The organism is Kutzneria buriramensis, from assembly GCF_003387475.1.
GTDB lineage: Bacteria > Actinomycetota > Actinomycetes > Mycobacteriales > Pseudonocardiaceae > Kutzneria > Kutzneria buriramensis.
Window position 1 is genome coordinate 217,808 of the sequence record NZ_QUNO01000001.1, and the last position, 13,977, is coordinate 231,784.

11 protein-coding genes and 1 pseudogene are annotated in these 13,977 nt (G+C 67.1%); 5 read left to right on the top strand and 7 right to left on the bottom strand.

The features are described 5' to 3' along the window. Positions 1–27: 27 nt before the first annotated feature. Together BCF44_RS01025 and BCF44_RS01030 are read left to right on the top strand one after the other, a co-directional pair. On the top strand, positions 28–1,950 hold the full coding sequence (locus BCF44_RS01025) for an AAA family ATPase (protein ID WP_211352838.1): 1,923 nt from the start codon (positions 28–30) through the stop codon (positions 1,948–1,950). Continuing rightward, a complete protein-coding gene (locus tag BCF44_RS01030; protein ID WP_116172164.1) occupies positions 1,947–3,608 on the top strand; it encodes a UvrD-helicase domain-containing protein in 1,662 nt (553 codons plus the stop codon). Before BCF44_RS01025 ends, BCF44_RS01030 begins: the two co-directional genes overlap by 4 nt. Before the next feature lie 253 nt (positions 3,609–3,861). Here the strand turns inward: BCF44_RS01030 and BCF44_RS01035 are convergent, their stop codons facing one another. The 5 genes and pseudogenes from BCF44_RS01035 to BCF44_RS01060 form a co-directional block, all read right to left on the bottom strand. After that, on the bottom strand, positions 3,862–4,230 hold the full coding sequence (locus BCF44_RS01035) for a hypothetical protein (RefSeq protein ID WP_116172165.1): 369 nt from the start codon (positions 4,228–4,230) through the stop codon (positions 3,862–3,864). A 147-nt stretch (positions 4,231–4,377) separates the two neighbouring features. Continuing rightward, on the bottom strand, positions 4,378–4,659 hold the full coding sequence (locus BCF44_RS01040; protein WP_116172166.1) for a hypothetical protein: 282 nt from the start codon (positions 4,657–4,659) through the stop codon (positions 4,378–4,380). Positions 4,660–4,820: 161 nt separating this feature from the next. Then, positions 4,821–4,979, bottom strand: a pseudogene (locus BCF44_RS59105) (helix-turn-helix domain-containing protein); the annotation flags it as partial. 113 nt (positions 4,980–5,092) lie between these two features. Then, complete coding sequence (locus BCF44_RS55200) at positions 5,093–6,535, bottom strand: DUF349 domain-containing protein (RefSeq protein ID WP_170217281.1); 1,443 nt, start codon at positions 6,533–6,535, stop codon at positions 5,093–5,095. 34 nt (positions 6,536–6,569) lie between these two features. Then, positions 6,570–7,421 carry a sigma-70 RNA polymerase sigma factor region 4 domain-containing protein gene (locus BCF44_RS01060; protein ID WP_116172168.1) on the bottom strand — a complete coding sequence of 284 codons (852 nt, stop codon included), beginning with the start codon at positions 7,419–7,421 and terminating at the stop codon, positions 6,570–6,572. A gap of 288 nt (positions 7,422–7,709) precedes the next feature. Between BCF44_RS01060 and BCF44_RS01065 the strand changes: the two genes are divergently transcribed. After that, positions 7,710–7,904: a hypothetical protein gene (locus BCF44_RS01065; RefSeq protein WP_116172169.1), complete on the top strand. Its 195-nt coding sequence runs from the start codon at positions 7,710–7,712 to the stop codon at positions 7,902–7,904. Positions 7,905–8,096: 192 nt separating this feature from the next. Here the strand turns inward: BCF44_RS01065 and BCF44_RS01070 are convergent, their stop codons facing one another. Together BCF44_RS01070 and BCF44_RS01075 are read right to left on the bottom strand one after the other, a co-directional pair. Then, entirely contained in the window at positions 8,097–8,447 is a 351-nt protein-coding gene (locus BCF44_RS01070) for a hypothetical protein (RefSeq protein WP_116172170.1), read from the bottom strand. 308 nt (positions 8,448–8,755) lie between these two features. Next, positions 8,756–9,094, bottom strand: a complete 339-nt coding sequence (locus BCF44_RS01075; protein WP_170217282.1) for a peptidoglycan-binding domain-containing protein — start codon at positions 9,092–9,094, stop codon at positions 8,756–8,758. Positions 9,095–9,464: 370 nt separating this feature from the next. Here BCF44_RS01075 and BCF44_RS01080 point away from each other — a divergent pair, with 370 nt between their 5' ends. After that, a complete protein-coding gene (locus BCF44_RS01080; protein ID WP_170217283.1) occupies positions 9,465–13,031 on the top strand; it encodes an nSTAND1 domain-containing NTPase in 3,567 nt (1,188 codons plus the stop codon). Positions 13,032–13,221: 190 nt separating this feature from the next. Then, positions 13,222–13,869: an alpha/beta hydrolase gene (locus BCF44_RS01085; protein ID WP_116172173.1), complete on the top strand. Its 648-nt coding sequence runs from the start codon at positions 13,222–13,224 to the stop codon at positions 13,867–13,869. Positions 13,870–13,977 lie beyond the last annotated feature (108 nt).

The window sequence follows — 13,977 nt, forward strand, 5'->3', positions numbered from 1 at the left end:
GGTAAGGCCCCGATGAGGATCACTACGTTGCGACTGAGCAACTTCCAGTCCTTCGGTCCGGGGCCGACCGCGATCGACCTTGACGCTTTGACCTACGTACTCGGACCCAACGGCTCCGGAAAGACCGCCGTCCTCGAAGCGCTCACGAGGCTGTTCAGCCCCCTGACTGCCCAGCGCCAGGTTCGACTCGACGACTTCCATGTGCCGGTCGGCGCACTCGCGAGCGACGTGCATGCCGCCGAGCCGGTCCTGTGGTTGGAGGTCGACCTGGACTGTCCGGAAGCGGGAGTCGACGGGCAACACGCTTCCGTGCCGCCCAACTTCGCTCACATGGCGATCCAGACGGCGGACGGCATCCCGCGAATTCGCGTGCGCCTGACAGCATCGCTGGCTGCGGACGGCGTCATCGACGAGAAGATCGAGTACGTGCTGGATTTCGACGCCGCCGGTTCACCGACCCGCTGTGCGGACATGCCACGCTACGACCGAGCGCATATTGAAGTGCACTATCTGCCCGCACGCCGCGACCCGGTCGATCACATCTCCTACACGGCGGCCTCGCTCATCGGACGCAGCTTGCGCGCTGCCGACTGGACCAGCGAACGCGAGACGCTGGGCGAGCTCACGACCCAGATCACCGCCACGTTGGTCGCGAACAAGGCGGTGGCCGGCATCGGCGTCGAATTGGCCAAGGAGTGGCAAGGCCTGCATCGCGGCGCCTACTTCAAGGACCCGTCGATCGCCTTCGGCCGCGGTGATCTCGACGCAGTGCTTCGCCAGTTGACCGTGACGTTCCTGCCTTCACACGATGCCGCGCCGCTGTCGTTCGATCGGCTCAGCGACGGGCAGAAGTCATTGCTCTACATCTCGCTCGTGCTTGCCTGGCAGTCGTTGGCCAGGCGGGTGCTCAAGGGGGAGGAGACATCGCTCGATCCGGATCGGATGCGTCCGCCGGTGCATACGATGATCGCCGTCGAGGAGCCCGAGAACAGCCTGGCCCCGCAGTACCTCGGACGTATCATCCGCCAGGTCCGCACCGCCTGTTCGGCCGGTGACGTCCAGGCACTGATCGCCACCCACGCGCCCACCCTGCTGCGTCGAGTCGACCCCCACACAATCCGCTTTCTGCGACTGAGTCCGGACCGGGAGACCACCGTTCGCCGCATCGTGCTTCCCACCGACGACGAGGCGGCGGCGAAGTACGTGCGCGAGGCGGTGGAGGCCTATCCCGAGCTGTACTTCTCCCGGTTCGTCGTGCTCGGTGAGGGCGACAGCGAGCAGGTGGTCCTGCCGCGGGTGCTGGCGGCCGCCGGCATCGCCGAGGACGACGCTTCGGTGTCGGTGGTGCCGCTCGGTGGTCGGCATGTCAATCACTTCTGGCGTCTGCTCAACGAGCTGCAGATCCCGCACGTCACCTTGCTCGATCTCGACAGCGGCCGCTACCACGGTGGTTGGGGGCGCGTGCGCAATGCCATGACGCAACTCAACAAGGTTCGACCGAAGACCTTTTCGGAAGATCGGATCGGCCAGCTGCCCCAGTGGAACGACGATCAGGACTTTCCCGCGCTGGGCACCCCCAGTGCCGATGGCAGCCCCGGGCTGATCCAGCAGCTGGAACACCACGGAGTCTTCTTCTCCCATCCCGTCGACCTCGACTTGATGATGCTGGCGGCGTATCCGGTCGCCTACGACGTCACCCCGAAGCAGCCGGACGAGAAAACAGTGGTCGCCGTGCTGGGGAAGAGCCATGTGAACGAGGACCGCCTCGGCGACGCGGTCCTCGGACTCTTCGACAACTACCACCACATGTTCGACCTTGGCAGCAAGCCCGCCGCGCATCTGGCCGCCCTCGCGAAGCTGACCGACCAGCAGTTGTTGCGCGACCTGCCCACTGTGCTTGCGCGACTGGTCAACCATGTGTGCGTGCGGCTCGACGGGTTGCCGGAATGATCCCGCCCGAGGACTGGTGCCCTGCGGACGGGCTGATCCTCGAACCGAACGCGTTGACGGCCGTCACGATGATCGATGCCAACGTGGTGGTCGCGGCCGGACCGGGAGCCGGAAAGACGGAGTTGCTCGCCCAGAGGGCGGACTTCCTGCTGCGCACTGGGCAGTGCCCCTACCCGCGGCGGATCCTGGCGGTCTCGTTCAAGGTCGACGCCGCCCGCAACCTGCGCGAGCGTGTGCGTCGCCGCTGCGGATCACAGCTCGCGGCTCGGTTCGACAGTGTTACCTTCCATGCGTTTGCCAAGCGTCTGATCGACAACTTCCGGCCAGCGCTCGTCGGGCCCAACGCACTCGACCCCGACTACCGTATCGACACGGAAACCCGCATCCTGCGCAAACAGATCACGTTCAAGGACATGGTCCCGCTGGCGCTGAAGATCGTCGGCTCCAATGCCTACGCTCGCGGAGGCATCCGCCAGACCTACAGCCACGTGTTCCTCGACGAGTTCCAGGACTGCAACAACAGCCAGTACCAACTGGTTAAGGCGGCGTTCGGCCAGTCCACCGCCGTGCTGACGGCGGTCGGTGACACCAAGCAGCGGATCATGGCCTTCGCTGGCGCGCTGGACGGTGTCCTGCAGACCTTCGCAGCGGACTTCTCCGCTGATCCGCTTCCGCTGTACCAGAATTTTCGTTCGGCGCCGCGCCTGCGACGCATGCAGAACCGGATGATCGCTCGAATGGACCCCGCGGCCGCCAGCCCCGCAGAGGACCTGGTCGGTGAAGACGGTGCCATCGAGGTGCTCAAGTTCGACACCGCGAGCCAGGAGGCGGAGGTGATCGCGGACCGCATCGAAGACTGGCTCGAGCAAGGGGTGCCACCCAGTGAGATCGCGATCCTGGTCCGTCAGCAACCGCATCTGGTCGCCGCCGCGCTCGGCAGCGAGCTCACCGCCCGCGGCATTGCGTTCCGTAACGAGCAGGAGAGCCAGGACCTCACCGCAGAGCCGATTGCCGCGCTCGTGTTCAGCTTTCTGCGAGTGGTCGCCGACGACAGACAACCGGACGCCTATGCCGAACTGATGAGGATCGTCCATCGGTCCAGTGCCTCCGAGCAGGAAGCGGCCCGGTTCGACAGCCAGGTGAAGCAGAAGCTCCGCACAACCCGCGCTGCTGTGCGTGATTCCGCGTTCGCCGCAGGCGAGCCGGCGGCCTGGACGCCGCTCGTCCATGAGTTCCTGGACCTGGTGTCACGGCCCGTGCTGACCGCGCTGTCGCCTGGATACCAGCAGGGCAATCGGCTTGATGACCTGATCGTGAAGACGCTTGACGCCTACAGCCGGGAACTGACCGTCAACGGCGACCCCGCTCACGCGCTCAGGCGGCTCTCGGAGGCCGACGCCGTGCGCTTCCTGACCATCCACAAGTGCAAGGGCCTGGAGTTCGAGAAGGTCGTGGTGCTCGGGGTCGAAACCCAACTCTTCTGGGACCGCAATGCCGACACGGTGATGTCCGAGTTCTTTGTGGCGATATCCCGCGCCAAGCGGCATCTCGTGCTGACCTACGCCGAGTACCGCGAACGGCCGGACGGCGCCCCATGGAAATGGGATGAGCTGCGCACGCCGCACCGGACTCTGTTGAGTTTCGCGGAGGGGCCGTAGCGGGGTCGCCGTCCGCGCGCCTCGTCGTCGATGCACCGCCCGGCACCGAGGTCGCCGGTGGATCACGCCAGCAGCGCGTCGGTGTCGTCGTCGGACATGGCCGCCAAGGTAGAGGCCACCCCGGACGCTCCTCAGTGGACACCAGTATCGAGACGCCCGCTGACGCTGAAACCGCAGAACCCTGATGTGCGGGACTGCGCAGCGTTGTGGTTGTTCGGGGACTTCCAGCTTCGGACGTCCCCGAACACAACGCTCAGCCGGCTTGCTCCCTCCAGTTCAATGGCCTCGACCGGCGGGTGAGGAAGTCGTACCTCACGCCATCCGCGTCGTGGCCAATGGCCGGAACCCACTTGTCCATCTCTGCGTTGGCCGCTGCCACCTGCTCCCGTGCCACCACGAGGTCACCGTCGACGGTCCGGAACGCCCGGACGGCCGAGTCGAGCAGCACGCGCAGTTCTTGGTTCTCCCGCTCCAGCGCCCGGATCCGCTCCTCCCGGGCATCCGTCGCGGGGTCCTGCCCAACCTCAGGAGTGGGCAGGTCCGCAGCAGGGATCGCCGAGTCCCGCCAGGTCGAGGACTCACCGCGGCGGATCCGGTCGGCGATGTCCTCCCACGCCGCCACTTCCAGGGGAGTGCGGTACAGCGTGCTGTACCGCAGTCCCCTGCATTACGGCACTCCGGCCGTGAGGTCGGGCATACGAGTGTCCTGCCCCGCGTAGCCAGCACGGACGCCTGATCCTGGTCGTGCTGGCCGGCGGTCGTGATCACCTCAGCTGCCAGTCCCGTCCGTGAGCGCCCGCGTCGGAGGCGCCGGCCGCGCCGGCGACGAAGCCATCCGAATATCCCGCATGATCGGCTGCGTGACTGGGAAGGCCACCGCTACACCGACCAGCACGTAGAGGACGGCGAGCAGGGGATTGCCCGCGGGCGGGACTTGGATGGCGAGGGCCGCGACGATGACGGTGAACACCGGCAGCGGGCACAGAATGCGCAGGGCGTACCACCCGATCATCGGGCCAACGCCCCAGGAGGGGATGCGTGTCTCGGTCATGGCGGCACTCTGACAGCGGAATCGCCGTGCACGCGAAGCACGTGCCATGCTGTGTGAGAGGGACGGCAGGGCCACCTAGGTACGAAACCCAGAAGCACGGTGCCCTGCCCCCTCACCCTGGTCCGGTTCGAGGGGTTGTCCCGCAGTATCTGCACGACAGCTCAACCGGTGACCGTCGCGGCAGATCTGTCGGTGCCGCCGGTGCGCAGGTAGCTGTACACCGTCTCGCGGCTGATGCCGAATTCCTTGGCCAGCAACGATTTCCGCTCTCCGGCGGCGGCGCGCTCCCGCAGCTGGTGGGCCTGCTCGTCGGTGAGCGCCGGCTTGCGGCCGGTGTAGGCACCGCGCTCAGATCAGGGCGCGCGCTCGTGCTCGGCGAACACGCCCATCGCGGACAGCAGTCGCGCGGCCACTGGCCCGCGCTGATCGTGTGTCAGGCGGGTGTGTTGGCGGGAGAGTCGGCCTTGGCGCCCGCGCGGCCGCCGGGCCGGATCTCGTAGAGGCCAGGTTCGATCAAGATGGAGTCGTGCCGGATCCGGTCCTCCCAGCCCGGTGGCCAGCGCGTTGCGTGTGACCAGCGCACACCCTCCAGTGGGATCCTGCGAAGGTTCACCCTGGTTAGGTCGGCATCGGCCATGCTGGTGAGGGCCTCATCGAGGTGGTCGACGGCGTCGACCACCTCTCGGCCAAGCGAAGTGCGACTGATACTGGTGAGGACTCGGGCGAGGTCGCGGCCGAGGTCGCGGCCGGCGATGAGGGCGAGGATGCGGTCGCGGTCGCGGGTGTGGTCGACGGTGTGGTCGAGGACTCGGACGAGGTCGAGGACGCGGGCGCGGTCGAAGGCGAGGGCGAGGATGAGGCCGCGGTTGAGGTCGTAGTCGCAGTCGCAGTCGCGGGCGAGGTCGAGGGCGAGGCCGAGGTCGAGGGCGCGGGTGAGGGCGCGGGCGAGGTCGCGGGCGCGGACGAGGTTCACGTCCCGTGCGCGGGCGAGGTTGACGTCGACGGCGCGGTTGAAGTTGGAGGCGCGGTAGCGGGCGCGGTAGAGGCCGCGGTTGAAGACGCGGTCGTAGGTGAATTCGCGGGCGCGGGCACCGGCCAGATCGAGGGCGACGATTACAAGATGCGCTGAGGATCGGAGGACGTGCAATGCGGGGAGTTGGATCCAAGCGCGCGCGGCGAGCCGCTCGTGGGGTGGGCGCGCGGCGAAGTCGTTGGCGAAACCGCTGAGACCGCCGGCGGCTGCAGGATGGCCGGCGCGCGTGGCCGCAGGCGCGGGTGCGCCGATGATGTGACCGAGCCTGGCGTCCAGATCGACCACGTCGTCCAGCGCATGGACAAGCTTGTCGCCCAGGCCGGGAAGCTGGGTCGAGGGCTGCACCGCTTCCATAACGTGCTCATGCCGTTGCTCCAGCGTCCTATCGGCCTGTTCAAGGCGCCGCCACAGCCGCGCGGAGTCCCGGCCGCCGGCCTCGAGGGAGGTCAGCTCGTCGCGGATCTCCTGCAGTCGCTCGTGGGCGGCGGCCCAGTCGGTGGACTCGGTGGCCACCTTCTCCGCCTCGGCCACCAGGGACTTGCATCGGGCTGCCTGCCCGATCTGCGCGGCGCGAGCCAGGACGTCGGCGACTGCGGTCGGGCTGCTCTGTTCGCGCAGTGCCCGAGCCGCCGGCGTGCCCAACGAGCCCGTATTTATCTTCGCCATGATGGCCAGCACGTCCAGCTGCGCGGCGTCGAGGTTGTCCATGTCCAGCGGCACGCCCTGCACGAGATGGTCATGCAGCGGACGCAGCTGCCACAGCAATTCCTCGCGTTGCGGTGTCGGGTTCTGCGCCTGCAGCTGCTCGGTGACCGTGAAGAACCGCATGAACTGCGCCAACACGCCGGTGAAGGGCTCCAGCTCGGGCGGCTCGGAGTTAGTCATCTGCCCCGCCTTTCTGCTGCTTGCGCCAGCGGTAGACCTGTTGCTTGAGCGCGTCCTCAGTGGTGTTCCACCGCCGGGCGAGCTCGCTGTAGTCGACGTCGTGCAGGGCTTTGGCGGCCAGGACGTGCGCCAGCCGCTCGGAGTAGGTGGTGGCCGAGGCCAGCGCCTCCTGGAAGGTCTCGGTGAGGCACACCTGGATGGCGGGGTCGTTGTCCAGGCGCAGGTCGAGGTCGGTGTCCTCGGCGTGGACTAGGCCGGCGCCGCGGTCGTACTGCTTCACCCAGGAGCGGAATTCGTTGGGGAAGACCTGGATGCAGGCGCCAATGAAGAAGGTGGTCAGGCTGGCCCCGCCCTGCGGGGACCAGCCGCCCCGCACGAGGGCGAGGTCGCGGAAGTGGACCAGCGCGCGGGCCACGACCATCGAGGCCAGCTCCTGGCGGTCGTCGAAGTCGCGGGACAGGCGCTCGCGCAGCTCGTCGGAGCACGTCACGGGCCGTCCCCGCTTGGCGGTGAGGCGGAAGATGTCGCGGCGGCGGATCCACGCCTGGATCACCGGCAGGCCGTAGTCGGCCAAGGTCTGGGTGAACACCGCGTACCCCCTGCTGTCGAACCCGTCCGCGCGCAGCTCCTCCACGAGGTCGTGATCGGCCTGCAGGCGGGCGATCCGGTCGGCGGCCCATTCGGCCTCGGCCCGTTCGATGGCGTCGAACCCGTTCGTGTGCAGGTCGGTCAGGGCAGCGTGGGCTGCATCGAGGGCCGGCGCCGTGATGGAGTCGTCCGGTTGTAGGTCCGTCGCGGCAGCCTCCAGCGGCGGCTGGCCACCGACCTGCTCGCCGCCGAACATGACCCCACCGCCTCCCGCCGACTCCGCCGCGCTGTAGGACTCCCCCAGGTTCCCAGGGCTCGCCTGTGCTTCCCGTCGGCCCGCGCTCCTTCGTCGCTTGCCGGCTCCGCCGTGAACCACACACGACCCCCTCGTATGTCGGCGCGGTTCGGGCGGGTAACGCGGATCTTCAAGATTTTTCCGAGAGGTTCGTCTCCTGCGTCTCGCGTCACCTGGCCTGGCCTTTTCGACATACAGCCACGGCGACTGCCGGGGCTGGCCCGGACCGAAGACGATGGAGATCTGACCATGGCCGCAAACCAGGACGACCGCAGCCCGCTGCTGCCGGTGCGCACCACGCTCGTGTTCCTGCTCAGTGTGCTGACCGGGATCGGCGCTGGGGTGCTGACCGTGTCCGCCGACGCGCCGGTCCCGTACGGCGTGCTCGTCGGGGCCGGCGCGCTGGCCGCGGCGGTGAGGTTTTTCGACTGGTTGGTCAACTGATTGCGCCCGTACTCACGGCTGCCGGGTCAGGTACCGACGTAGACCGGGCGGCGGGAGATGCCCAGTTCGACTGCGGCGTGGTCGGTCTCTGGCAGCAGCTACGTAGTCCTTGGGGGCGCGGGCGCGTGACGTCACCGGGCGATAGAAATGTGGTTGACTGTGACTGAGCGCTTCAGGTGGCGAGTGAGCGCCTCATGTGGCGAGGTCTGCGCTCGGCTTGACGCGTGACGTTGTTGCTCTGTGTGGGTGGGTCTGCACACACCAGTTGAGGGGCAACCCCCTGCTGGCCTTCGCCAACGTAGCCTTCGCGGCCTCGATCACCTTCCCGTTCGCGGCGCCGATCGTCCAGGTACTGCGGCAGATGCCGACAGTGGCGAGGGCGCGGTCGAGCGCGGCCAACTGGTCGTTGTGGACGCCGCCAGTGATCACCCCGGCTTGCATGACCGTGGTCACCACATTGGCGTTCACCGTGTTGATGGTCGTCGCCGGCTGCTGCCGGCTTTCGTCGTCGTTGGCGGCTTTGTGCCGGTCTTCGTCCGTCATCGCCCTCGACCCCCGTCGTACGCCACGCGCAGCATCCGACGCTAGCCAAGCGGCGGCCGCAGTCCTACGCGGTTCACGCGGACAGATGTATCGGACCGTGAGCAGTCCCGAATTTGAGGGATTCGGGTCGGGCTCCATGGCTGACACCTCGGTGCCGGCGCCGATGCCGACCACGGCCATGTACACGGCTCGGACATCTGGCCGGGGGACACGGCCGACCTCCTTGGCAGCGCGGTCGAGCCGGCTGTTTGCTGCCGGCGGGCCTCGGGACCACCCAGGTCCCGAGGCCCGAGGTAGGCAGATTCCTGTCAGCAGTCGAGGTAGCTGGAGGAGGCAGCCCAGTAGTCGAGCTCGGACCAGGTCTGCGGGCCCACGATTCCATCAGCCGTAATGCCATCGCACTGTTGGAAGGTCTCGACCGCACTTCGGGTGCCGTTCCCGAAGTAGCCGTCTACTGAGATGGTCGTGTAACGCAGCGAGTAGTTCAGTTCGCACTGGAGTTGCTTCACCGCAACCTTGTACGTGCTGGGGGCATATGAAAGCGTTGGTTCGCTGCTGGTGTATGTGCAGCGGCCTGGGATGATCGCCGCATTGGCTGGCGACGCGGTCACTAGAGGTGCCATTCCGGCGACGCCGACGGTCGCCAAGATCCCCACTATCAGTGGGATAGCCCTTCGGATTCTCCGACGGGCCCGAACCATGACAGAATCAGGCATCGTTTCTCTCCCTGATGGCTCACTTATTCAACACGGTTGGACTTCCATTTAATGCAAGACCGGCGGCGCCGCTCTTGGCTGTCTGGTGTTGCGGCGGCAACCGGGGCACTCGCTGTCCCGATTGCCGCCACATCCGGTTTATCGTGAACTAGTTGTCCAATGTCGATGCGGCCTGCCGGACAATCAAACACGGACAACAGGGGTACCGCCGGCGACCATCATGGTCAAGGATTGAGCCCGGGTGAAGGGAAGGGGCGCCATGCCGAGGCCAGAACGTCCGTTGGATCCCGACCGTGATGTGGTGCAGTCGTTCGCCGCCCGCCTGCGGAAACTGCGTGAGCAAGCCGGTAGTCCCGGATATCGGGAGTTAGCGCGTCGAGCCCACTACTCGGCTACGACGTTGTCGGATGCCGCCGGTGGACGGAAGCTGCCCAGCCTCGCCGTCACGCTTGCCTATGTGGCCGCGTGCGACGGGGATCGAGCAGAATGGGAAGCGTACTGGCGGGCTGCCGCCGCCGAACTGGCGCCCGCGGAGGTGACGGACATCAATGGGGAGGTTCGGGCGCCATACGTGGGACTAGCTAGTTTTCAACCTGAGGACGCGGACCGCTTTTTCGGCCGCGAGCACCTGGTCGGCCAGCTGACCGCCCGGTTGCGCCGTCAGCGGTTCATCGCCGTGTTCGGCCCCTCGGGCAGCGGGAAATCCTCGCTTCTACGCGCCGGACTCATCCCGGCGGTCACTGCGGGACACGGCGCCGATGGACACCCCTGCTCGACGGTGCTCTTCACCCCGGGAGAGCATCCGCTTCAGGAATGCGCCACCCAGTTCGCGGCACGGCTGCGGATTCCCGCCGGCACGGTGCTGGCCGACCTCGAAACGGACCCCACGCATCTTCACCTCGCCGTCAGGCAGGTGCTGGCCGACAAACCAGACCAGGCCGAGATGTTGCTGGTTGTGGACCAGTTCGAGGAGCTGTTCACTGTATGCCGCGACACCAGACAGCGGAGCCAGTTCATCGCGGCGCTGCTGGCCGCCGCCCAGGCGACCGCCAGTCGCGCTCGGGTGGTCCTCGGGATCAGAGCCGACTTCTATGCCCACTGTGCCCAGCACCCTGACCTCGTGGAAGCTCTCGAGGACGCACAGGTCCTGGTCGGCAGTATGCGGGCTGATGAACTCCGCGCGGCAATTACACGGCCGGCAGCGCAGGCAGGCCTCGTCGTGGAGGCGGCGCTGGTATCCACCATCGTCAGCGAGATGCTCGGCAACGCGGGTGCCCTACCACTGATGTCGCACGCCCTGGTCGAGACCTGGCGCCGCCGGCGCGGCACCACGTTGTCCTTGACCGGTTACCAGGAGGCCGGGGGCGTGGCTGGCGCGCTCTCCCGGACTGCTGAACACACTTACCAGTCGTTGAGTCTGGCGCAGCAGCGGACAGCCCGCGCGGTGCTGCTGAGGCTGGTCTCACTGAACGAGGGCGCACAGGACACCCGCCGCCGGTGCCCCCGCGCCGAACTCGACCACCTCCTCTCCGAGGATCGCACCGCGGCTGCGGAGGCCGTGGACGAGACGGTGGCCGTGACCCTGGAGGCTCTTGCGCAGGCGCGGCTGCTCACCGTGGACGCTGACAGCGTCCAGATCGCCCACGAGGCGCTGATCCGGAGTTGGCCGCGCTTGCGGCAGTGGCTCGACGAGAACCGTGATGGCCTGCGAACCCATCGCCAGCTGACGGAAGCAGCCCAGTCCTGGGACGCCCTCGATCGTGATCCTGGGTCGCTCTACCGGGGTGCGCGCCTAGCCGCTGCCCAAGCCTGGGTCAGCGCGGCTGGACATGCCGCTGGCCTCAACGCTGTCGAACGCGAATTCCTTGGCGCTAGCGACCGCGCCGCGCGACACGTCGTCCGCCGCCAGCGGAGGGTGATCACCGCATTGGTTACCGCATTGGTGGTCACTCTGGCCGCAGCAGGAGTGGCGATCTACCAACGTCAGAGCGCGGTGGACGAGAGCCGGACGGCCCTCGCCGGCAAGCTAGCCCTCCAGTCCACGGCGGCAGCCCCAGAGCGTCCCGATGAGGCGATGCTGCTGGCTGTGGGCGCCTACTATGAAGATCCCACCGCGCCGGAGGCGCGCGACGCGCTGCTGAGCAGCCAAAGCCGTTACTTCATCGGTCGCCTCACCGGCCACACCAACGTCATCACAGGTCTGGCGTTCAGCCCGGACAACCGCGTCGTCGCCACCGCCAGCTTCGACAACACGGTTCGGCTGTGGGACCCGCACAGCCGAACCGTGATCGGCACTGTGCCGGGCAGATTCATGGCCTTGAGCCCGGACGGCCGTACGATCGCTACCGACAACCAGCACGCAACGGTCACGCTGTGGGACGTGGCTCATCAACGCGCGATGGCGACCTTCACGGGCGACACCGGCGGCACCTTGGTCGACAGCCTCACCTTCAGCCCTGACGGCCAAACTCTGGCGACGACCAGCAATGACCGTGTCGTGCGGCTGTGGGACATGCGTAGCCGGTCGCTTGTCGGCACCCTGCAGAACGATAACCATTCTCTCTACGGGGTGGCGTTCAGCCCGGACGGGCACACCATCGCCACCACCACCGGCGATGGCTCGGTGCGGTTGTGGGACGTCGCCAGCCGCACGCAGGTTGCTGTCTTGACGGGTAATGCCGCCATAACGGCAGTGGCGTTCAGCCCGGACGGGCACACCATCGCCACCACCACCGGCGATGGCTCGCTGCGGTTGTGGGACGTCGCCAGCGGGAAGCAGTTCGGTGTTTTGACTGGTACTGCCGGTCCAGCGTTGGACGTGGTGTTCAGTCCTGACGGTCGTACGGTCGCCGCCACCAGCGGTGCCGACCACACGGTGATGTTGTGGGCATTGCAGGGCCCGATTATCACTGCATCGCCGGCGGCGCCCGTCACGCAGGTGACGTTCAGCCGTGATGGCCGCTTCCTGGCGACCGCCCAACAGGATGGCGTCGTTCGCTTGTGGGATGCCCTCAGTCACGCGCCACAAGCGACTCTCGCCGGCACCACTGTCGCGTTCAGCCCTGGCGATCACCTCGTGGCCACTGGCGGCGACGATGGCATCGTGCGATTGTGGGATACCGCAACGCATACGCAAGTCGCCGAACTCATCGGCCACGTCGGCCCGATCAGGAGCGTGGCGTTCAGTCCGGACGGGCGCGTGCTGTCGTCTGCCGGCGATGACGCAACCGTGCGGCTGTGGGACGTCGCCGCCCATCGGCAGATCGTCGCGGCTGCCGAACACACCGGCCCAGTCACGAGCGTGGCGTTCAGTTCTAACGGCACAACTCTTGCTTCGGCTGGGGATGACGGCTTTGTGCGGTTGTGGGATGTGGTCAGCCACAAGCAAGTCGCCGCGTTGATCGGCCACTCCGGACACGTCCACGCGGTGGCGTTCAGTCCTGACGGCACAACTCTTGCTTCGGCTGGGGATGACGGCTTTGTGCGGTTGTGGGATGTGGTCAGCCACAAGCAAGTCGCCGCGTTGATCGGCCACTCCGGACACGTCCACGCGGTGGCGTTCAGTCCTGACGGCACAACTCTTGCTTCGGCTGGGGATGACGGCTTTGTGCGGTTGTGGGATGTGGTCAGCCACAAGCAAGTCACCGCCTTGACTGGCCACACCGGGCCAGCATCCAGCGTCGCTTTCAGTCCAGACGGGCACGCCCTTGTCTCCGGCGGAGAGGACACCACCGCACGCCAGTGGGTCCTTGATCCGGTCCGGGTTGTTTCTGACGACTGCCGATTGCTCGGGGCCACTGCACGAACCCTGTGGGAACAGCTCCTTGCGGGACTCCCCTACCCGCCTCTGTGTCCCGGAAATCCGTGAGGTGAGGTGATGACGAAGGCATACAGGTACTACATTCCGAGATCATGCGGCAGCGAGTCGCCAAGTCGGCGGTAATGACTGATCAGGGCTCTGCTCAAGTGGACCTGGCGCCGACCAGAACCGCGGTGCCAGCGCCGAATAACCGCGATGAGCCAAGCGACTCGGGCTGGGGCCAATCCTCGATGCCCGGGTGCTCGCAGAGTTCGGCGCGGTGACCGCCTCGGACGGCACCAAGACCACGTACAGCTATTCGGGTGTCCTGAACCTCGCGGCTGGCCTGGCTAAGCCCGAGACCTGGAGGGACACCGCGAGCGCCCTGGAGAAGCTCTACGAGGCGAGCGGAACCAAGGCCCCGCCGGCCAAACCTGTGGCTTCCGCCGAGCCGTACCCGGACAACTCGACCGAGGCGTACAACGCCATCCAGTGCGCCGACAGCGTCGTTCCCACCACCGAGGACACCTACAGCAAGCTCGCGGTCAGCGAGGACGCCCGCGTCGGGCCCTTCGGCCGGATTGCTGTGTTCGACATGATGACCTGCGCGTACTGGCCGCAGCAGGCCGTACAGCCCTATCGCGGACCGTGGAACCGGGTGACCGCCAACCCGATCATGGTGATCAACAGTCGCTTCGACCCGGCTACCTCGCTCAAGGGCGCCACGGCCGGCGCTGGTGAGCTGGCCGACGCGCGGCTGCTGGTCGTCGAGGGCTCGGGCCACAGCACGATGTACGTCCACAGCAGTTGCGCCGAGCGGGCCAAGCGGAACTACTTCGTCTCCGGTGATCTCCCGGCATCCGGCGCCACGTGCGGCATCGACCACAGCCCGTTCGACCCCACCTGACAACTGGTCGCGATCGCGCCCCGGCGGTGCTACCGGCGGGGCGCGGGACGGCCGAGCAGCCGGGGACCGGCATCGAGCAGACGCCTGCGCAATGCCTCGTCGTCGAGT